The following is a 20,959-nucleotide window of genomic DNA, read 5'->3' as shown; positions in this document are numbered from 1 at the left end:
GCTTATGGATGTATTTGCGAAAGGTTGACGATGACCATATAAATGGCCACCATGTGGCAGGCGTAACCGGCCACCGTGCCGAGGTGGAAGATCTCGTGGAAGCCGAAGACGCGCGGCCACGGATCGGGCCTGCGCAGCGCATAGACGATGGCGCCGGCGATATAGCAGGCACCGCCCGCAGCCAGCAGAACGACTACCGCCGGGCCGGCATATGGCGAGAACCAGAAGAGGTCGAGGAAGGCGACGCCGGAGACGCCGAAGACGATGTAGACGGCCGTATAAAGCCAACGTGGGGCGTTGATCCAGATGACGTGGATCAGGAGCGCCACCAGTGTGCAGGCCCACATCCCGCCGATCACCCCGTTGCGCCAGTTGGGCGTCAGGGCGAAGGAGACCGGGGTATAGGTGCCGGCGATCAGGAGGAAGATGTTCATATGGTCGATGCGCCGCAGGATATCAGTGGTCTTGGGTGACCAGTCGCCCAGATGGTAGGCGGCCGAATTGGTGAACAATATCAGCGAGCAGACCATAAAGACCGCACACGCCCATTTGAGCGCGGTTCCGTGTGCCAGGCAGATGAGCACGATACCGGCGGCCAGGGCGAGCGGGGCAGCCACTGCGTGGATCCAGCCACGCAGCAACGGTTTCGGTCGGCCGTGCACGTCGAGGCGCACCTTGCGTCCGGGCATCGACGGGGGAGTGATTCCCAGCGCTTGTGCGGCCTTCACCTCGCCGCGTGCGATGACATATGTCGCGCGTTCTTCGGCTTTGCGCCGAATGGTGTCGGCTTTGTTGTGCGCCTCAGTGCGTATGGCTTCGGCCTTGGCTTCCATGGCCTGTTGTTGGGCTTTGCTGACGGTTGTCGTAATAGCATTGGGGTCTTTATCAGAGACTTGCGAATCAGCATTGCCGGCACTCTGACCAAGGTCTTTCGCAGATTGGTGTATTGAGTCGCCGCTCAGCGGGCCATCGTTGGGGGCCTTGATAGCGATGGCGTCGTCGATCGCCTTGTCGACAGGCTTTTCGGACATGGCGCCTCCAGAGTCTCAAATATTTGTATAGCAGGCAACCCAAAGTCTAAAGCCTTATGAAACGATTGCCTACGCGAACGTAACTTACGTTATCGTAACCTATATTGATGACATAGTATTCAGCCTTGCGACACTCTGAAAACCGACCCGATAGTATCATTGAAGCATGGCTGATTTTGATGAGATTCTCGCCGCGCAATCCGATTTTGACGCGGGCGATCGTGAATGGCTGCATTTGTTGGTGGCGGATTGGCAGGTTATCGCCGATCTGAGTTTCGCTGACCTTCTTTTGGTGCTTCGCCGCGACGATGGCAAATACATTGTCGCCGAACAGTGCCGTCCCTCCACCGTGATGACGATGCGCAGTGATGATGCCGTCGGCGATGAGGTGGCCGAGAATCTTGTCGAAGAAATCGACACTGCCATGAGCGCCAACGGCGTTCTGCACACCACGACGCTGCATCAAGTCGGCAAATCAAGTGTTTGCAACGTTTACGCGCCGGTGCGTTGTGGCAACAAAACCCTTGGCGTGGTGGTGCGTGAGACCAACATGTCCACGCGCGAATCCAATGGCCGCTATGAATCCGAAAGCATCAACGCTGGCAAAATGCTCTTCGAGATGATTCCGCGCGGCCAATTCCCGTATCATGATGCGATCATGAGCCAGCGGCACAATGCGAGAGTCTCTGACGGATTCATTATCCTCGGCGCTGACGGCATCGTGCAATATGCCGCTCCCAATGCCATCAGCTGCTTCCGCAGGCTTGGTGCCATCACCGCAATGGAAGGACATTACCTGAGCGAAATAGGAACGCAACTACTTCATCCCAACGACCCGGTCCCCGAGACCCTGCCGCTGGTCCTGAGCGGCAAAGCGGCCGCCGACTGTGAGCTTGACGCCAACAACTCCATGGTGTCCATGCATTCGCTGCCGCTCTACAGCGAAACAGGACGTTCGGGCGCCATCGTGCTGTGCCGTGATGTCACGGAACTGCGTCGCCGCGAACAGGAACTACAGACAAAGGATGCAACGATCTCCGAAATTCACCACAGGGTAAAGAACAATCTCCAGACAGTGTCTGCATTGCTCCGCCTGCAGGCGCGAAAGACGAAGTCTCAGGAGGTGAAAACTGAGCTTAAGGAGGCGCAACGGCGCATCCAGACCATCGCCACTGTCCATGAGGGACTGAGCCAGACCGTCAACGAGATTGTCGATTACGACGCCGTGATCTCGAACCTTTTGAAAATGAGCGTCGACCTGGCCACAATGGACGACCAGCATATTCACATCCGCTACATCGGCAAGTTCGGCATGATGCCGGCACAGGACGCAACACCGCTTTCTCTGGTACTCACCGAGCTCATCACCAACGCGGTCGAGCATGGCTTCGAGGGCCGTAAGGAAGGCAATATCACCATTTCCGTGGGGCGTAGCGGCAATCATCTGAATGTCGTGGTCGAAGATGACGGCTCCGGCCTCGCCGCGGAGGAAGATAACGGCATGGCCCGTTCTTCCGGTTCTGGCCTGGGGACACAGATCATCAACACCTTTGTAACCAACGATTTCAATGGCACCGTGCGCTGGGACGCGCGTCATGGCGGTGGTACACGGGTCATTCTCGATATCAATCTGCGCGCGGCACAGGAAAGTGATGAACCCGAATACTGATACGTCTATGGAATAGCGGCTAGGTGTGGTTCATCCGCGTTATACCCGTTTCCCGTCAATGCGTCACTGGCTGTGTTGATGAGATTTGATTGACATGCCGATTAAGTGTTTTATCGCGTATATAGAAATGTCCTCCCGGCTTAAAAACCGGAAGGACATTTCTATTCGACAAAAATAGAAATTATTTCATCTTTATATCTTTTAGAAACACAAAATGAAATTCAGACTTGCATCTGCATGTTCTGGCTACGACGTGCACGCATGGCGCGACGCTTCAGCGCGCGACGCTCGTCTTCGCTCAGTCCGCCCCAGACACCGTAATCCTGGTTGGTGTCAAGCGCACACTTGAGGCACGCATCGATGACCTTGCAGGTACGGCAGATGGCCTTGGCCTCCTCGATTTGCTGATAGGCAGCGCCCGTGTTGCCGACGGGGAAGAAAAGCTCCGGATCCTTGTCACGGCATGCGGCTTTGGCCCGCCAATCAAAAGCATTACTCATAGAAGCAAACGACCTTCCTAGTTGTCCTCGACTGCATTTCACTACCTAGATAATCACGAAACACGCATTTTTTCAAGAGTTTTTGCCAGAAAAATAGTACTATTTTTTTTCATTCACTTCTAGCTTTGAAAACGTTCCGAAATGATTATTTCGCGAACCCACGAATGTCCGCGCAGCAGCGATGAGAAAAATCCTGCGTCAGCTTACGAATACGTTTTAATCCAAATCCGTCCTGGTGGCTAGCTTGTCAATGTTGCTAGCCAGCCAACGTGCCCACCGTGCCGGGCGCATGTGTGCCGGCGGCAAGCTGGTCGAACAGTTCAAGGTTCTTGGCGTCGTCCAGCAACACCGTCGAACCGACCCCGCGCACGTAATGGTTTGGATCGGTCCAGTAGACCGAGCCCGAAATGCCGTTCTTGCCGGTCGCGGCCTTGAACGCCGTGGCCATCGACACCAACGTCAGCGGATCGGTCTTCTTGTCCACCTCGATGGAGGAGAGGGCGGCCTTGGCCACTTTCTGCAGACCGCTTGGGGTTTTCATGGCGCTGCCAGATGAGGCTTTGCTCATGATGGCTGCAATGACCTGGCGCTGCCGTTCGGCGCGGCCGAAATCGCCCTTTGGATCGGAGTAGCGCATACGGGAGAAAGCCAACGCTGTTGCACCGTCGGCCTGATGGCAACCGGCCTGCCAGTTGAGGCCGGAAAGGTTATCGTTGACGGTACGGTCGTAGCACAGGTTCACGCCGCCCAAAGCGTCGACGACTTTGGTCAGGCCGTTGAATTTTATTTCGGCGACATGGTCGATTTTCTTGCCGGTGATATCCTCGACTTCGCCGGTCAGCGTCTTTTTGCTCTGTGTCTCCGCTACGGCGTTGATTTTCATGCTGGCGCCGTTGACCTTGACCAGTGAATCGCGCGGGATTGAAATCAATGAGGAGTTGCCGTGTGAGGGCTTGGTGAGCACAAGCATGGTATCGGTGCGGAAGCCTGGAGTATCGTCAGCGCTGCCGCCGACACCGGAACCGTCACGTTGGTCAGAGCCCAGGACGAGCCATGAGGTTCCGCCGGTGTTGGCTTTGCCGGTCAACCAGTCGGCTTTATCAAGTTGGGAGTTCGCCCAGTTCCAGCATCCGAAAAGCGCCAGAACGATGACAAGAAGAATGGCCAGGAGGATGGTGGGCACCCAGTGGCGTTTCTTATGCGGTTTGGCTGCTTCATTGAAGTTTGACGGTTTTGCTCGGTTGGGGCGCCTCGGCGGCGTGCCTGTCCCGCTATATCTGCCTGGTTGGCCAGCAGAGGAATATGAACGTGCGGGGGAGGCGACACGAGAGGAACCGCCGCTTTGACGCGGTGTCCGAGGCTGCCCCGTTTGAACCGGTTGTGGCGGAGTCTGGCGGGATGATTGTTTTTTCCGGGGTGCCGACGGTGAAAATGCGGGAGGAACCTGCGTGTTCGAGGCGAGCGGCAGACGCCCGGTATCGGGACGCTTGCGCGCACCGGCCGGTATAAAGCTGGGTGGATTGCCTTGTGTGTCGTACCCACCAGACTGCTTGACCATGTGCACCCCCGAACGCTAAAAGCAGTTACTACTTTTACTCGCCAGAAAGCTCATAAGGTGATAGATAGCCTTACTTCTGTGCAGGAACCGCACATACGGTCGCGTTGAGGTACTGATTGGCGACACCCATATACTGGCCAGTGACCGGATCGTGGATCATGCCGTTCTTTTTGTCGACGTTTCCTCCGGTAATGGGGTCGATAAGCCTGCCGTCGGGGGTTGTGATCAGGCCGGTGACGGGATCGGGCGTGCCTTCCACCGGAGCTTGTGTGCCGGTGGAGTCCTGGCTCTGTCCGTTTTTGCTCTTGGTCTTGCCTGTGGTGCTTTGGCCGGATGTAGTATCCAATGGAATCTCCTGTTGGACCAGCGGTTTGAAGCTACGCAACACACTCCAGACCTCATCGGCATTGCTGGCCCAGACAACGCGGTTGCCGGGATCGCTGGGAGCCGGAACGACGGGTATGGTACGGGCATAGATGTGATCGGATTTGAGACTGTGCAAACTCAACGCAAGCCCTGCCAGTGTGGTGGCGTTGGAAAGGCCGCTGGAAATATTGAGGGACTTCAAAGCCTCATTGGCCAGTCGGTACAGCTGTGCACTGTTGGTGAGGATGTTTTTCGACAATGCCTCGGTAAGGATTTCCTTGACCAGGTATTGTTGGCGTGCCGTGCGCATCACGTCGCTGCCATCGGTGCCCAAGCCGTGGCGCATGCGGGCATATTCTGTGGCCTGCGTGCCATCGAGATGCTGCAGGCCCTGCTTCAGGTCGAGGCCGGTGTAACCGTCCTTTACATCGGTGGGCAGGCACACGTTGACCCCGCCGATGGCGTTGATCATGCCTTGGAGGCCTTGGAAGTCGACTACGATGAAATGCTCGAGTTTGAGGCCGGTCAAGGCGTTGACCGCGTTCATGGTGCAGCTCGCGGCGCTGGCGACGTCGCCGCCGACGTTCCAGCCGGTGGCGAAAATGGAGTTGAACATCACGTTGTGCTGCGCGGGAACGGTGCCTTTGGTAGTCTGGCAACTGGGTGCGTTGACCAAAGAGTCGCGGGGTATGGAGACGAGATTGATGTAGGAACGGTCGGCGCTGATCTGCACCACCATGGTGGTGTCGGCGTTGTGCGAGCCTTTTTCGTCGGTACCGCCGAGGGAGGCATTGTCCCCGCCGTCTCGTGTATCCTGTCCCAGAACCAGGAATTCGATGGACTTGCCTTCATTGGGGTCGACGAGTTTTTCTTCCTTGCCGTTGGTCTGCACAATGGATTTGACTGATTTCGGCGCACGTGCCAGAGTAAACGCGGCTACACCCACAGCAGTGGATACGAATACCAGGATGCCGACCATGGCCATGATGATGCCGCTGCGCAGGCGGTGATGGACGATATAGGCGGTGCCGTGCATGGGTTTGGGGGTATGCCATCCGTTGAGGTTAGGTATCTTGAGGTCTTTGATACGGTGTGAAGCCATATCTTACCTTTCTGTTTACCCGCCTGCCGAAGCCTCAAAGGCCGCCGCGGGACTGCCAATTCACTATTCCTAGAGGGCATTGTATGCCTAGAGGTTGAATTTTTCCTGAGAGTTTGGCATAAGGTCTTGTCGGACCCCAATAAACCCGGCTCCTTTGCATTGGTTTTCCTCTTGGCGAGCGAGGCCTTCGTCTACACTGGTGAACATGAGTCTCAATGGCAGTGTGGATATTCAGCAGATCGTGGCCGGTGTGGTAGGTGAACGACCTGCGGTGAAGGGACAGACGGTCGACCGAAGTGTCGCCGCGATTATCGCCGTTGAGCAGGATGTCCGTTTTTTCCCGGAAACATTGCACGCCGTCCTTGCACAGAGGGTTCTGCCACGCACCATTGTCATCGCCGACTGCAGCGGTGGCACGTCTCAGCCCATGCGCACAAGCTTCACCGTTTCGGCGATGCCACAGCTTGGCCATGGTGCCGCAAAACAGCTTGTTCCCGAACCTCCCGAACGGGTCGATGTCCAGCTGGTGCGTGCCGCGGGCGCCAAATCGTTTTCCGATGCGATCATGAAGGCCTTCCGCTATGCCAGCCTTCCCGCCTCGGTCCGGGCGCTCTGGCTGTTGCATGACGATTCCCGGCCTGCGGGTGCTGACTGTCTGGAAATGCTGACCGAGGCCTGGCACAACACCCCTACGGTCTCGTTGATTGGCGCCAAACAATTGGATTGGGCCGGCACCGCTCTGCACGACGTCGGCAGCTACGCTGCCAAACATCGCTTGGAAAGCCTTGTGGTCGACGGCGAACCCGATCAGGAACAGTACGACGGGCGAAACGATGTCTTTGCCGTCTCTTTGGCCGGTGCATTGGTGCCGTTACAGACGAAAAAAGACGTAGGCGAGATCAATCCGTGGTTCACCACATTCGCTGAAAGCGCTGATTTCTCGCGTCGTACCTGCGAGGGCGGGGGACGTGTCATCGTCGTGCCGCAGGCGCATATCGCCCATCGGCGTGCACGGTTTGAAGGCATAAGGACCCGTTCGGGTCAGCCGGTCGACGAGGAGAATCCCTTGGATTCCACATTGTCGATCCTCGATGCGGCGCAGAAATACTATTACACCGATATCCGCACTTTGTTCTGGCCGTTGTTGTGGGTGCTCAATCTCTTCCGGGCGCTCTGGTATGCCGTCGGGGCGCTTCTGGCCAAAAGCCCCTGGCGGGCGTGGTGTATATTGTGCCTGCCATGGCGCGCCTTGGGCATATTACCGCAGATGGTACACGCCAGACATCAGCAAAAGAGGCGTCACGGGCCTCAATCTGCTGCGATGCAGTTGCTTTCGGCCGACCGCAGACAGATAGCCGAATGGCGTAAACGCAGCCGTGCCTTCGACGATCAGCGGCACACTGCGCTGCTGAGCCCATTGGCGAAAAACCATCTGCGCTCCCGCGCCATACGGCGCTTCGGCATTGCCGCTGCAATGGCGGTTGTGGCCTTTGCGGTTGTTGTGGCATTCCAATGGCATGTCTTCCGCGAGATATGGGGCGGTGTCAGCCTCTATTCGACATCGCTCGTCCCCAGCGGTGCGAGTTTTTCGACATTGCTTTCCTCGGCAACCACTTCCTGGGCGTTCGGAATCGGCACCGGCGTGCCTGCACCACCTGCGCCGTGGCTGATGGTATGGCTGGTCGCTTCCGTCATCACGCTTGGTCATCCGGTCGCCGCCCTGTCATTGATGTTCTTCGTATCCGCTCCGGCCATGGCATTGGCGTTCTGGGCCTTGGCGGGAGTGTTCACCCGTTCCGATTTCATCAGAGTGGCCACTGGTCTGCTGTGGGTGGCCATGGCGTTCGCACTAGGTGGGTTCGGCAGCGCGAACCTGCCTTTGCTGATGATGATGGTGTTTTTGCCGGCCGCATTCGCATTCACGTTCCGGGCTGTGGGGATGTACGAAACAGAGGATCTGGTGCGCTCTCACGCCTCGGTGCAGTCGGCCGCCTGTTCCGCACTGTGCTTCGCCATCACGGTGGCGTGTGAACCTCAGCTGATGTTCCCCCTGATTATCTGCCTGGTGTTTTTCATGGTGTCTGTCAGTTCGCATCGGCTGATGCTGTTGCTTATCCCCATCCCGGCACTGGCTCTGATGTTGCCGACAATGGTTAACAGCGTCCACTACGCAAGTGCAGGGGCTTGGCGGCAGTTGTTCGGCGATGTCCTTCAACCTTCTGCCGGTTTGTCGCCGGCTCCGCTTTCTTTGGGACAGGTGATCGCCCGCGCCTTCGCTTTGCCGCAACAAACCGGTATGGGTCAGTGGCTGAGCCGACAGGGGATGGAAAGCCTGGGGCTTTTGCTTGCGCTCGTCGTTATTGTGGTCGTAGCACTTCTGGCGCTTTTCCTGCCTTTCAGCTTACGGGCTTCACGCATGATGTGGTTCGTCGCCATTACCGGTTTGTTACTGGCCATTTCCGCTTCCCGTATCTGTGTGGCCGTTGAGGATGATGCGGCTTTTGCCGCTTCAGTGCTTCCCGGTGTTGTGCTGACGCTTTTGGCGTTGCTCTCCTGCACTTGTATCGCCTCCGGCGGAGCGGTCAAACGGTTTGTTCCTTTGAGGATTTCGGAAGGCGATCAGGAAAAGCAGAGCCTTCAATCAAATGGCATGAGCGGCAAGACCAAAAGCGTGGCCGCCAAATTCGGTCGTGCGGTACTGGTCGTGCTGTTGATGCTATCAATGGTTCTTATCGGTGCGTTTGGTATGCTCTCGCGGACCAATTCGGTGCGAACAAGCAATGCAGGGTTGCCTATGGTGGCTACGGACTATCTGCAAGGCAAAGAGAGCCATCGTATACTTGCGCTTCAGGCCACAGATGACGACAGCATAGATTTCTCCGTCATGCGTTCGCGTCGTGGTGATCTTGTCGATGTCTCACCGGCTTGGGAAGCCAGCGTCGTCTCAGGTGCCAGTGATCTTTCCGTTGATCTTATCGAAAAAGCCAGTGCCGAACTGTTGTCCAACGGCAATGATAACGCTGTCGATTCCATCGCCAGACTGGGCTTTGGCGGCATCTATGTCTCTGCGGACAAAACCTCCACCGATAAGGATGCCACGCTGCGCCTGATCAGCAATATCAATTCCAGCGACGGTGCGCAATCCATGGTGACCAGTTCGTCGGGGACCTACTATCGGCTTACCAAGGTGGACGAAGACAAACAAGGGATATCGACTCAGGCGCAGGGCGTCGCACAGCATAGTGCATGGCGACAGACATGGTTGTGGTGTCTTGCGATCGTGATGGTCGTCTATGTTCTGGTGGCGATTCCCCGGGCACGCAGGTATGGACAGGAACAGGCATGAAAGACGTTGATGAAACTATGAGCAATGGTATGGATGACAACAAGCGCCAATCTAATGTCTCCAAACGCGAAGCTGCAGGTGTTGCCCCACAGTTTTCCTCGACGGCATCCGGGAATGCTGACGGTTCTGGTTTCCCGCAAACCTCTAACGGTGGTGAGACACACCGTCATATGAGCCATTCGGTGGGAGCGCATGCCAGCGCTTCATCGGTGAAGGCTGTTCGGCGGGTCACGTGGGCGGTAATCACCGTGGTTCTTATGGCTGTTTTGCTGGCGGCAGTGGTGCTTCTGCCTTTGCCCCACTGGCTCGTCGACCCTGCAAATGCCGGAAATACTGTCGCGACCAAACAGGTGAGCCAAACAGACCTGACCTATTACTGTCCGTCTCGTATGGCACTTTCAGACAATGGAAAGTACGGTGACAGCGCGTTTCAGCCTTCGGAGGGCAATGTCGCGTCATCGGCCCGTTATGCCGCTTTCGGTTCCGTCTATCAGGCCAGTGTCGGCGCGGTCACCAATGGCAGCGAAGCCGACAACAAGCAGTTGAAGGGCGATGATGCACTGGACAGTGCAAACGTGAAGACCTATTCAGGTTCGGCCGATCAAGGCTCACGATCCTTTGAAACCCGCCTGTTGGAGACGAAGCCCGGTACGGGTGCCGCAGCTTCAGTGGCATCGTGGGCGAGCGACGGCGATCTGAAGGGGTTGGCCGCCTCCACATGTGTGGCGCCTGCGCTTGAACAGGATTTCCTGCTTGGACCGACCACCACCGGTTCGACGCAGCAGCTGTCCGTCGCCAATTTTTCGGCGAAGGCCACATCGCTGCATATCCAGGTCTGGAGCACTAAGCAGGGGGCGCCTCTGCAGCTTGCTACCGGCAACGTCGTCAATGTCGGCGCCAACGGTGAGGCGAGTGTGGAGCTGTCGGCAGCGGCTTCCGGCAACAATGCCCTTTTCGTCAAGGTGAAAAGCACGGAAACACCCATCGCCGCGCTGGTGCGCAGCATCGAAGTCAACGGCCTCTCCACAAAAGGTTCCGATTATGCGATTCCGCTTCCCACGGCTTCGAAAACGGCCTATCTGCCCGGAATCACTGCCGATGACGACGTGACGGCATTCGCCCGTGCCGAACATGACACAGATCTCAATTTTTCCTGGGTTGACGGCAACGGGGCATCTCAGGCAAAAACACAGCACCTTGAGGCAGGCAAGGTCGCCCTGGTCGATTTGGGCAAGGGCCCTGAAGATGTGGTCGGACTTCGAGCCACTGCCGTCAGCCCGGTCAATGTCATGGCAAAAGTGACCCAGAACATGGATTCCGGTGACGATTTCGCCTATGTCACGCCTTCGCAGACATTTGCACAGTCGGCGGTTGTGCTTCCCGATCACACCGAAGGCACGCTGATACTGCTCAATACTTCGGGCACCGCCACCAAGGCCACGTTGCACGGCTTCGACGCCTCAGGTAAGTCGGCGGGGAACAAGCCGGTTGATATTCCGGGTAACGCAGGCGTGAGCATATCGGCCAAGGACGTGGACGAAAATGCTGTGATGTTCACACTGGAAGGTGGTAAAAACGTTTCTTTGGGCATGAGAATCACCCAGTCCGATGTCCAAAACGCCAAAATCGCCTCGGTCGCCTATCTTCCGTCTTCTCGTCTCGAACCACGAACCATGATGGTACATACAAAAGCGGATGCCGGTATCGTGCGCTGAAAGGTTTCTGAAATAGGCGGGAGCGATATCGTGTGTGGTTATGATTCAGCGATACCGTACGCGCTTATGCGATCAGACACCAGCCGCTACAATTCGGTGCCGCCCCATTCGGGGTCTATTTCTTCGGGTCGACGGCCGTAAAGATCGGCGAGCCGGGCGACCAATGCGTCGCGGATGGCCCATTCGAGCTCCGTTTTATCGGGATGGTGCATTTGCATGGGCATGCGATACAGCACGATGCGAGCGGGGATACCGTGATTGGCAGTGAAACTTTGGGATGTGGCGCTGCGTTTGGGCTCCCAAGGTGCGGGTGTGGAAGGCGGCACATCCTCGACGGCGAACTGCACAGGCCGTACCAAATCGGGCCACGCCGCCAGAAGGCGCCTGATTTCCGAGGAGACCATATCGTCGAACATGCCACTACGAGTGCGGTATCGAGGCAAACGCACGCCGAACATCGGTGTTCTTGGACCGCGTCCGTGACGATTCCGATAGATATGGGTCTGCCAAGGTGGTCGCAACATGGTTTCATTCTATGGTCCGGCATGGGCAATGGTGTCTAAGCATGAAGGAATATTTGGTAATGGCAGACAATCGGTGAAGTGAACGGAGCGACCTATGGCAGCATATGCAGATGCGGCGATACCGATGTGGCAGGATCATGGGCTTTCTTCTTTTGCGCGCGACGCCAAGGTGATCGCCTTCGATCTGGACAACACGCTGGCGCGTTCGAAAAAGCCCATGCATGCCGACATGGCCGTGCGTTTCTCTGCATTGACACGTCTCATTGATGTTGCCGTCATTACCGGGGGGAGTTTTCAGCTGGTCAAAAGCCAGGTGCTTGATGTCCTCGAACCGGATGCGTGCCGTCCGAATATCCATATCATGCCGACCAGCGGCACGCGCTATTTCCGCTGGCGAGATGGGCGATGGAAATGTCTTTATTCCAACGACCTTGACATGGCTGACCGCAAAAGCGCCATTGCATCGATCGAGCGCCACGCCAAGGAGCAGGGTATCTGGGTGGAACACACTTGGGGGCCGCGTATCGAGGATCGGGGCAGCCAAATCACGTTTTCGGCACTGGGGCAGCAGGCTCCGCTCGAAGACAAGGAACGTTGGGACCCCGACAATCGCAAGAAGAATCGGCTGGCGGAGGCGGTGGGCGCGGACCTGCCCAACCTGATGGTGCGCTCCGGGGGGTCGACGAGCATTGACATCTCCGCTCTCGGCATCGACAAGGCCTATGCCGTTCGCAAGCTGTGCAAGATATTGGATTGTGTGGTCGACCAAATCGTCTTCGTCGGCGACCGTATGGATCCGGACGGCAATGATTATCCTGCGGCCGTCATCGGTACAAGGCCGATTCAGGTCGCCGGGCCCTCTGATACCCTGCAGGTCTGTGATCGGCTCATCGCCGCCTTGTCATAGGCAAAGCACATGAACATGACAAAGAGTGCGGTCAGATGTTGAATCGGCGCGTATTCTGTTATGTATTACGTTAAAACTTGATCGTCGATTGGTCGGAAGCGTCGGACATCTCGAACAATTTTTGCATTGCGCTCGATAACGGCTGGTGAGCTGAAGACGGTGGACGATATCGAACGCGATGCTTTGTTTTATGTGGGCAAGCGGTTGGTCAATCGATGCCAATAAAGCGTTTTGTGTGATGCTTTGCTACATACGGTATGAGTCTTCCGACGCTGCTCTGATGTCGAAGGCAGTATCGTTTCGATATCGGTGTTTCCGAAGGGTTGTGGATAACCAGAATGTGACACGCCCGGAATGTGTATAACCGTGGGCGTTCGACCACAGTGGCTTGTTTTCTGCCGACAGGTTTTAAAAATCGGATAGTTTCAGGACATGAATACTTTTGTGCGGCAGAATTTTGAGGTGCTTGGTGCATGGTTTGGTGCCGCCATCGATCTGTTGTTGCCCAGGGGCTGTGCCGGATGCGATATGCCGGACGAGGTGCTCTGCCCTTCCTGCTACAGGCTTTTCGAACAATCATGTCGGAAACCGTTGTCGGGTGATGTCGGGTGTTGCTATGCCTGCGGATGGTACCAAGGGGCTGTGCGCCGCGCGATTCTGGCATGGAAGGATCACGGTGATGAGCAGTGTGATGTCGTTTTCGCTTCGTTGCTGGCCGGTTTGCTCGTCAATGTCCTCGAACTGCAAGCCAGATACGGGAAATGCGACCGTTCATACAATCTTGTTCTGGTTCCGGCGCCCTCGTCGCCTGAGTCAATGCGTCATCGGGGACGCTGGCAGATGTTGCCGTTGGCCAGGCGCGTTGCGCGTGATTTGCGTGCGCATGGGTATGTGGCCACGGTCAGACCGGTGTTGCGGTTGGAAGGAGTACACGGCAAATCCGTGCAGATGTCGGGTGGTTCAGGTCGCACACAACGAATTGCCGGCCACGTTCGTGCTACGCAGCACCTGGATAATGACGATGCCGTGTTCCTTGTCATCGACGACATCGTCACCACCGGTGCCACCATGAGTCATTGCGTGGCCGCTTTGCGTGATGCCGGTGCTCGCCATGTCATGGGTTTTGCACTCGCCTGTACACCAAACAAGTCGGATCGATGAGATTTTCGAATTTTAAGACCTGCTTAGTTTTTGCTCTGCTCCTCATGACCTTCACGCGGAGATTCGGCATCAGTCGGCGTGTGCTATGGCCATCTCATCCCAACGTGTGGTGCAACGTGGGGAAAGCATCTCCCGTCTCATCGTCCATGCGGCTCCCGTATCCTCGTCACCGCGCCCTTCGCCCCGTATGCCGCCGTAGCCGATGCCTACCCGGGAGGTGCCGAATTTTTTGTTGACGGTATCGATCACCGCCCCCAGATCATGGGTGTCGCGTTTGGCTTCGAATCCATGTAATGTGGTGAAATTCTTAGCGTCCTGAAGCCCAAGCAACAGTACACCTGCGCGGATATAACGCGCGTGGGGATCGGCTTTACCTCGTATGGCCTGACATGCGGCTTTGGCGATGACAAGCGGATCGTCACTGGGATCGCGCAATGTGGTGGTGGCATGGAACGACTGATAGCTGTTTTCCGGCCCGAATGGGCTGGTGGCACAGAACGCGGAGACGTACGAACACAGGCTCGACTGGCGACGCAGCCGTCGGCAGGCTTTCTGCGCGTAAACACTCAGTGCCTGGTCCATCTGCGTCATGTCGGTGATCGGTGTCGAGAACATGCGTGAACACAATATTTCGGATTTGCGTTTGCCATCGTTGGCGCTCGCATCGTCGACGATGCAGGCAATACCTTTGAGTTCGAGCACGGTACGCTCCAAAGTGATGGAGAAACGATGCCTGATGGTCACCGGATCCTGACGGCGCAGGTCAAGCGCGGTGAGGATGCCCATGGCCTGTAATTTGCGGGTGAGTCTTCTGCCGACGCCCCATATGTCGTTGATTGGCACAGAGGCGAGGGCGGCATCGCCGTACTGTGTCTCGATGTCGCTCCACAGGCTCACCCCGCCACTTGACGGATGTCGTTTGGCCCAATGATTCGCCACCTTGGCCAGTGTTTTGGTCGGTGCGATTCCGATGCTTACCGGTACGCCTACGCCTTCCAGCACGGCTTTGCGCATGGCCGCCGAGGCGTGGACCGTCTGCGCCGTATCCGTTGTAGGGGAGAGGAAACACTCATCGATGGAATAGATTTCCTGACCGGGCATGAATCGGCTCATCACCGATATCATCCGTGCCGACAGACTGGCGTACAGTTCGTAATTCGAACTGCGAGCCACCACGCCGGCACGTTGTGCCTCATCGCGGATACTGAACCATGGTGTGCCTTCCTTGATGCCCAACTGCTTCGCTTCGGCGCTGCGGGCCACTACGCACCCGTCATTGTTGGAAAGCACGACGACCGGTTTGTTGGCCAGTTTGGGGTCGAAAACACGTTCGCATGAGGCGAAGAAACTGTTCGCGTCAGCCAAGACCTTGAGCGGTTCCGCCATGTCGGCCTGCTAACGATGACGCTGCGGGAAAGGGTAGATGGTGGCGCCACCAGACCATCCTTGGCTATGCGCTGCAAGTCCTGTGGTTCCATTGGCTTTGTCAGCGGTATCGGGGTTATGCATAGGCGGGCTTGACATGCCCGGTCGGGTAATGCCAGGCAAGGAAGAGCCGAATCGGTTTGAACGGCTCTGCGTGTGGAAATTACCGGTGACGACGCCCCAAATCACCAGTTCCTCAGCATTATTTGGTGAGAAATCAGGATAATTCGGATTCTCCGGATGCAGGATTGGCGTGGATCCTCGCATGATAAGACGCTTGACGGTCAGCTCGTCATCGAGGACCGCCACCACCACGTCATCGGCCTGCGGTTCAAGTGAACGGTCGACCACGAGAAGGTCGCCGTCCCAAATGCCGGCCCCTTCCATCGAGTCCCCGGCCACAGTGATGATGAAGGTCGTATCCGGATTGCGGATGATGTGCTCGTCGAAGCTGAAATCGCCCGCAAAGTAATCCTGCGCCACAGAGGGAAATCCTGCATGCACCGCTTCAAGGGCTATGGGTATCGGTGTCGGGGCGAGCGTTGAACGGAACACCTGAGTGACCCTGCAGTCCTGTCCTGAATCGTTGCGCACTGATCTGCATGATGCTGTTGCTGTCATCGCACACCTTCCATTATTCGAACGTTTGTTCGAATAATATTGTTTCAAAAGGTCGAGACAATACTATTTCGAACATCAGTTCGAATAATGAGAGGTGCTGGAAAGCCAAAATGATCTCAGAGATTTGCTTTGTTCACCTGACTATCGGCGTCGATATGATACTTCGGCAAAGTGATTTCGAAATCGGTGCCGCGGTTGTCGTCCACGACTTTGACATTGCCACCGTGCAGCTGTGCCGCCCAGCGGGCGATTGACAGGCCGAGTCCGGTGCCTCCCGATTCGGTGCCTGGACCGGATTTGCCTTTAACGAAGCGACGGAAGATATCCGAGCGGGCCTCTTCGGGTATCTGTGAGCCGAAATTGACGACGTTGGTGACCACAGTGCCGTGGACCTTATCTTCATGGGCTTCGATCAAAACGGTCGTGTTATCCGGCGAATGTTTGAAAGCGTTCGAGATGATGTTCGTGAAAAGCTGGCGAAGCCTGTCTTGGTCGCCTTCGAGCTCGATGGAATCGGGCACGTGGACATCGACGTCGTGGGCATGCCCAGCATCCGCGATTTCCAGCGGTTCCAGTGTCTCATCGATAAAGTCGGCGAAATTGAACTGTTCGATGTTAAGACTGGCTGCCCCCGCTTCCATGCGTGAAAGGTCCAGCAGGAACGCGATGAGGTCGGAAAGACGGTGCGTCTGGTTGAGGATGCCTTCAAGATTGGCGGGTGTCGGCTCCACCACGCCGTCGGCGAGGTTCTCGATCATCGCCTGCAACGCCGAGACCGGGGTGCGTAATTCGTGTGAGACGTTGGCGATCATATCGCGGCGCATCTGGTCAGCGTACTGGAGTTCCTCGGCCATCTCATTGAATGAGCGAGCGAGCTGTCCGACCTCGTCGTGGCTTTGGTCATCGACCTTGACTCGCACCGTGTAGTCACCCTCGCTCATCGCTTTGGCGGCGTCGCGCATCTGACGCAGGGGAGCGGTCAGACCCCGCGAGAAGAAATAGGTGATTCCCAGCGCCACCACAAGCGTCAGCGGCATGGCGATCCATCCGCTCAGCCCCATTTTCAGCAGGAACCACGCCATGACGAAGGCGATGGCAGTGGCGATGACGATGATGATGCTCAGCTCGACCTTCAACGATGAGAAGAATCCTATCGGACGCTCATTGTCCAATATCTTCTTGCCGGATTGATGTTCATGATTCGTCATCGCTGTGGTCACTATATTCTCTTATAAAACAAATTTTATTTAAAACAGCCCAATAGGATTTATTGGTGTCACTGGTGCGAGGCGGGCGCTGCAGCGTTCCCATCCTCTGGAGGCTCAAAGGCGTAGCCGACACCATGCGCGGTGCGGATCAGATCGCTGCCAAGCTTGTGGCGCAGCGCCTTTACATGCGAATCGACGGTGCGGGTGCCGGAGGCGTCCGGCCAGTCCCACACCTCTTCGAGCAGCTTTTCGCGCTTGAACACCGACTTTGGCTTACGTGCCAGTGTGGCCAAAAGGTCGAATTCCGTTGGGGTCAGATGCACCTGCTTGCCGTCTTGGGTCACAATACGTTGACGCGGGTCGATGACCAGCGTGCCAAAATCGAGTACCTTCTCGTTCTCGTTGTTCTTGGCGATGAGAGTGGCACGCTCCACACGGCGCAGCAGCGCCTCACAGCGGGCGATGAGCTCGCGGGGGGAGAACGGCTTGGTCATGTAGTCATCCGCGCCGGCGGAAAGGCCCATCACCTTGTCGGCTTCCGAATCGCGGGCGGTGAGCATAAGCACCGGCACCGGGCGCTCGGCGATGATACGTTTGGTGGCCTCGATACCATCCATAACAGGCAGCATGATGTCCATGATGACCAGGTCGGGCTTGATCTGGCTAGCGGCTCGTACCGCGCTGGCCCCATCTCCTGCCACACGTGCGGTCCATCCGTTGGCTGTGATGCGCTGGGCAATCGCCGTGGCGAGATCCGGTTCATCCTCGACTACCAGGATGGTGCGCGGCGTCTTCTGATGTGCCGAAGTGTTGAGCATGTATCCTCCGCCTTTTTAAAAAATATTTCTACAAACAATTCATTATAGGTTCCGGCGCACCCAATTGGTGAAGAACCAAGGTTTTCGGCGGTTTTCCTTTGGTTGTGCGGGTTCGCGGCGGGTATAAACGTCCTTGGCGCGTGAAAAACTGAACACATTCGTTTATGAGCATTCTCGGAGGTTCCATGGATTACAAAGTTGGAGATGTGGTCGTTTATCCGCGCCACGGCGCGGCGAAGGTGACAGCCTTTGAAAAACGTACGGTGAAAGGCGTCACGCGCGACTACCTGCAGCTTTCGGTGCTTTCCAGCGACGGGTTGGTCATTGAGGTACCTGTTGAAAACGCCAAAAAAGTGGGCATCCGTAATATCGTCGACGGCAAGGAGGTGGCCAAGGTCTTCGAGATCCTGCGCACGCCGATTGTCGACAACGAGAAAATGAATTGGTCGAGGCGTTACAAGCTCAATGTCGAGAAGATCGCCACAGGCGAGGTCAACAAGATCGCCGAAGTCGTGCGTGACCTGGCGCAGCGCGATGTCGATGAGCATGGTCTTTCGGCGGGGGAGAAGCGTATGCTGACCCGTGCACGCAACATCCTGACTTCCGAAATCGCGCTTTCGGAGCATATCGACGAGGATGAGGCCCAACACCTGCTTGATGTCAATCTCGGGTATGCTGAGCCGACACCGGAGGACGCCAAACATCATTCTCAGGCCCCTGAGGAACCGGCGAGCAAGACGCTGGCAAGGATTGAAGCCGAAAACAAGGACGCCAAGAAGGCCAAGAAGAAGAAGTGACGAATAGCGTCCAACGAATTGAGCAGAGGGTATTGAGCTTCTCAGTTGGCTAGTTGCTACCGAATTTTTAAACATTGAGGGTTCCTGCCCATTGATTGGCCGGAACCCTCAATCGTATTGTTGCCAGTATTCTTTCTTTTCGGCCCAATCAGTTTCTATGGCACGAAACTTTTTGTTATGAGGCAATAAGAAACTTTACACGACAATAAAATATTGACAGATATCATGTTCCTTGTTCCTACCCATCAGCGGCGGCGTAATGTCTCAAGTCCCTTGGCAATGACCCAGAAGAGCGTCGAGATCGTGACGATGATGAAGCTCGGAGGAGCGGGGAACATCGCGGAGATGACGAGCCCGCCCCAGATGGAGACCAGGCACAAGACGCTCGCCAATACCATCGAACGCAACGGCGTGCTGGTGAGGATGTTTGCCGTGGCAGCCGGGGTGACCACTAGCGCAAAGATCAGCAGCGTGCCTACCGCAGGTACCGCAATCGTGATCACACCGGCCATGATGGCCATGAACAGCACGTTCATCACACCGATCGGCACGCCCTTGGCCTGTGCCACTTGCTCATCCACGGAGCTGAACAGCAGTGGTCGGTAGACAACGGCCATCACCGCGAGCAGCAGCACATCAAAAATCGCAAAGCCCAGTACCTGATCGTTTGTGATGGTCAGAATCGAACCGAAAAGGATGGCTTGCATCTGCTGTGAGGCCGAACTTGACATTCGAGAGAAGAAAAGGCCGAGGCCTGTGGCAAAGGCGAGCACGGTACCTGTGGCAATTTCGCGTTGTGACGCCTTTTTACCCAACGCTCCGATGGTCAGCGCACCGCCAAGTGCAAAAATGCCGAGTCCAAGCGAAACCGGAAGTCCGAGCAGAACGGCTCCTGTGGCTCCGGGAAGTCCGATGTGAGCGAGCGCGTGCGCGGCGAACGTCGAGTGGCGCGCGATGGTGAAATAGCCCATAACCCCTGCTGCCAGGGCGATGCACAGGCCGGCGATGAATGCATTGTGCATGAAGGGCACGGAAAGCGTTTCCAACCATTCGTGGTTGAAGCCGAATTGGATATGGTTCATAGCTGCGTCTCCTCCTGACCTTGATTTCCTTGGTTTCCGTCTGCCTGTACTTCTGGATGACCGGAGTTGGGAGGGGGCGTACTTCTGGAATATTGCGGTTCCCCATCCCCGCCTGTGTGGTCAAGGTGAACCTTGTTGGCGTTTCGGTTCGCGGCTTCGTGCCGATGGAACCGTGCCACTTCGTCAGGCTTGTGGATGTCCGGCGTCACGTCTTCCGGCTCGTCGGGTCCTGGTGTAACGAACATATCGCCCTGTGGAGTTGTGACGACCTGTACTTTCGTGCCGTACAGATGGGTCAGCAAGTTGGCGTCCAGGACCTCGTTCATGCGAGCGTAATGCGGGTGGCCATCGAGCAGGTAGACCGCGCCGTCGAGGATGGGCAGCAGCATATTGAGGTCGTGGGCCACCACCTGAATGGTCATGCCCATTTTGTGGTTGAGTTTGGCCAGGACGTGTACCGTTTCGCGTTGGGCGGCTAGATCGAGGTTGGCAAGCGGTTCATCGAGCATCAGGAGCTTGGGTCCACTGACAAGCGCTTGGGCGATGGCGACGCGTTGGCGTAACCCTCCTGAAAGCTGCGAGAGCCGGTAATGACGTTTGTTTTCGACTCCGGTGAAAGCCATGGCCTCGCGTGCGCGTTGCCGCTGTTCGTGCGTGGTGACGTGAATGCCGAATTGCGTCCCCGTAAGCCCCAGCAGAACGGATTGTTCGGCGGTGAGGTTCGATTCGATATCGCTGGCGTAGTTCTGCGGTACGTAGCCGATCAGATGATTGGCTGTGCCGGCAGGGTTGCCGAGTACGGTCAAGCTGCCGCTATCCAAAGGAAGCAGACCGAGTTCGGCTTTCATCATGGTGGTTTTGCCGGCGCCGTTGGTGCCGACGATTGCGGTGATGGAGCCCGATGGGATGGAGAAGTTCCCGTGCTGCCAGATGGTCTTTTCGCCGCGTTTGATGCTGGCGTCTTTAAAGACCAGAGCAGATCTATCCTCGACTGTTGCGCCCTGTTGTGGGTTTCTCGCTTTCGGCTGTTTTTTCATGGTTCTCTCTTGGTGCCGCGAATAATAAAATGTCACTGAAAAGTGGCTGCTTTTATATTATAACTGAAATTGAGAATCATTCTCAATTAGTG

Annotated in this window: 17 protein-coding genes; 6 read left to right on the top strand and 11 right to left on the bottom strand. The window is 56.5% G+C overall.

All coding sequences use genetic code 11. The features are described 5' to 3' along the window. Nucleotides 1–2: 2 nt before the first annotated feature. On the bottom strand, nt 3–1,031 hold the full coding sequence (locus tag PT275_RS03765) for a hemolysin III family protein (RefSeq protein ID WP_277152474.1): 1,029 nt from the start codon (nt 1,029–1,031) through the stop codon (nt 3–5). A 166-nt stretch (nt 1,032–1,197) separates the two neighbouring features. Between PT275_RS03765 and PT275_RS03760 the strand changes: the two genes are divergently transcribed. Continuing rightward, a complete protein-coding gene (locus PT275_RS03760; protein WP_277152471.1) occupies nt 1,198–2,700 on the top strand; it encodes a PAS domain-containing sensor histidine kinase in 1,503 nt (500 codons plus the stop codon). Between the two features lie 221 nt (nt 2,701–2,921). Here the strand turns inward: PT275_RS03760 and PT275_RS03755 are convergent, their stop codons facing one another. From PT275_RS03755 to PT275_RS03745, 3 genes are all read right to left on the bottom strand, one after another. Next, complete coding sequence (locus PT275_RS03755; RefSeq protein ID WP_277144447.1) at nt 2,922–3,200, bottom strand: WhiB family transcriptional regulator; 279 nt, start codon at nt 3,198–3,200, stop codon at nt 2,922–2,924. A 256-nt stretch (nt 3,201–3,456) separates the two neighbouring features. Continuing rightward, nucleotides 3,457–4,758 carry an LCP family protein gene (locus PT275_RS03750; protein ID WP_277152469.1) on the bottom strand — a complete coding sequence of 434 codons (1,302 nt, stop codon included), beginning with the start codon at nt 4,756–4,758 and terminating at the stop codon, nt 3,457–3,459. 70 nt (nt 4,759–4,828) lie between these two features. Next, a complete protein-coding gene (locus PT275_RS03745) occupies nt 4,829–6,226 on the bottom strand; it encodes an LCP family protein (RefSeq protein WP_277152467.1) in 1,398 nt (465 codons plus the stop codon). A 205-nt stretch (nt 6,227–6,431) separates the two neighbouring features. On the opposite strand from PT275_RS03745, the gene PT275_RS03740 reads away from it, so the two are divergent. Both PT275_RS03740 and PT275_RS03735 read left to right on the top strand, forming a co-directional pair. Further along, nucleotides 6,432–9,572, top strand: coding sequence for a glycosyltransferase family 2 protein (locus PT275_RS03740; protein ID WP_277152465.1), 3,141 nt, complete (start codon nt 6,432–6,434; stop codon nt 9,570–9,572). Then, the gene (locus tag PT275_RS03735; RefSeq protein ID WP_277152463.1) at nt 9,569–11,287 is read left to right on the top strand and encodes a DUF5719 family protein; all 1,719 of its coding nucleotides are present in this window, start codon (nt 9,569–9,571) and stop codon (nt 11,285–11,287) included. Before PT275_RS03740 ends, PT275_RS03735 begins: the two co-directional genes overlap by 4 nt. An 86-nt stretch (nt 11,288–11,373) precedes the next feature. Here the strand turns inward: PT275_RS03735 and PT275_RS03730 are convergent, their stop codons facing one another. Continuing rightward, nucleotides 11,374–11,811 carry a metallopeptidase family protein gene (locus PT275_RS03730; RefSeq protein WP_277152461.1) on the bottom strand — a complete coding sequence of 146 codons (438 nt, stop codon included), beginning with the start codon at nt 11,809–11,811 and terminating at the stop codon, nt 11,374–11,376. Nucleotides 11,812–11,935: 124 nt separating this feature from the next. Here PT275_RS03730 and PT275_RS03725 point away from each other — a divergent pair, with 124 nt between their 5' ends. Both PT275_RS03725 and PT275_RS03720 read left to right on the top strand, forming a co-directional pair. Then, the gene (locus tag PT275_RS03725) at nt 11,936–12,718 is read left to right on the top strand and encodes an HAD-IIB family hydrolase (RefSeq protein ID WP_277153649.1); all 783 of its coding nucleotides are present in this window, start codon (nt 11,936–11,938) and stop codon (nt 12,716–12,718) included. A gap of 432 nt (nt 12,719–13,150) precedes the next feature. Further along, complete coding sequence (locus tag PT275_RS03720; RefSeq protein ID WP_277152459.1) at nt 13,151–13,879, top strand: phosphoribosyltransferase family protein; 729 nt, start codon at nt 13,151–13,153, stop codon at nt 13,877–13,879. A 69-nt stretch (nt 13,880–13,948) separates the two neighbouring features. On the opposite strand, the gene PT275_RS03715 is transcribed toward PT275_RS03720, so the two are convergent. The 4 genes from PT275_RS03715 to PT275_RS03700 form a co-directional block, all read right to left on the bottom strand. Next, nucleotides 13,949–15,265, bottom strand: a complete 1,317-nt coding sequence (locus PT275_RS03715; protein ID WP_277152457.1) for a Y-family DNA polymerase — start codon at nt 15,263–15,265, stop codon at nt 13,949–13,951. Between the two features lie 9 nt (nt 15,266–15,274). Then, nucleotides 15,275–15,925 carry a S24 family peptidase gene (locus PT275_RS03710; protein ID WP_277152455.1) on the bottom strand — a complete coding sequence of 217 codons (651 nt, stop codon included), beginning with the start codon at nt 15,923–15,925 and terminating at the stop codon, nt 15,275–15,277. A 116-nt stretch (nt 15,926–16,041) separates the two neighbouring features. Further along, the gene (locus PT275_RS03705) at nt 16,042–17,133 is read right to left on the bottom strand and encodes a HAMP domain-containing sensor histidine kinase (RefSeq protein ID WP_277152453.1); all 1,092 of its coding nucleotides are present in this window, start codon (nt 17,131–17,133) and stop codon (nt 16,042–16,044) included. 68 nt (nt 17,134–17,201) lie between these two features. Continuing rightward, on the bottom strand, nt 17,202–17,951 hold the full coding sequence (locus tag PT275_RS03700) for a response regulator transcription factor (RefSeq protein WP_277152451.1): 750 nt from the start codon (nt 17,949–17,951) through the stop codon (nt 17,202–17,204). Between the two features lie 185 nt (nt 17,952–18,136). Here PT275_RS03700 and PT275_RS03695 point away from each other — a divergent pair, with 185 nt between their 5' ends. Further along, entirely contained in the window at nt 18,137–18,748 is a 612-nt protein-coding gene (locus PT275_RS03695; RefSeq protein WP_277153648.1) for a CarD family transcriptional regulator, read from the top strand. Between the two features lie 245 nt (nt 18,749–18,993). Here PT275_RS03695 and PT275_RS03690 read toward each other — a convergent pair whose 3' ends face one another. Next, the gene (locus PT275_RS03690; RefSeq protein WP_277152449.1) at nt 18,994–19,830 is read right to left on the bottom strand and encodes a metal ABC transporter permease; all 837 of its coding nucleotides are present in this window, start codon (nt 19,828–19,830) and stop codon (nt 18,994–18,996) included. Beyond that, nucleotides 19,827–20,867: an ABC transporter ATP-binding protein gene (locus PT275_RS03685; protein WP_277152447.1), complete on the bottom strand. Its 1,041-nt coding sequence runs from the start codon at nt 20,865–20,867 to the stop codon at nt 19,827–19,829. The genes PT275_RS03690 and PT275_RS03685 overlap by 4 nt, the downstream gene beginning before the upstream one ends. Nucleotides 20,868–20,959: the final 92 nt, after the last annotated feature.

Source organism: Bifidobacterium sp. ESL0745, from assembly GCF_029433335.1.
In the GTDB taxonomy this organism is placed as follows: Bacteria; Actinomycetota; Actinomycetes; order Actinomycetales; family Bifidobacteriaceae; genus Bifidobacterium.
Note: the sequence above shows the minus strand (reverse complement) of the source record. Positions and strands in the feature narration are given on the sequence as shown.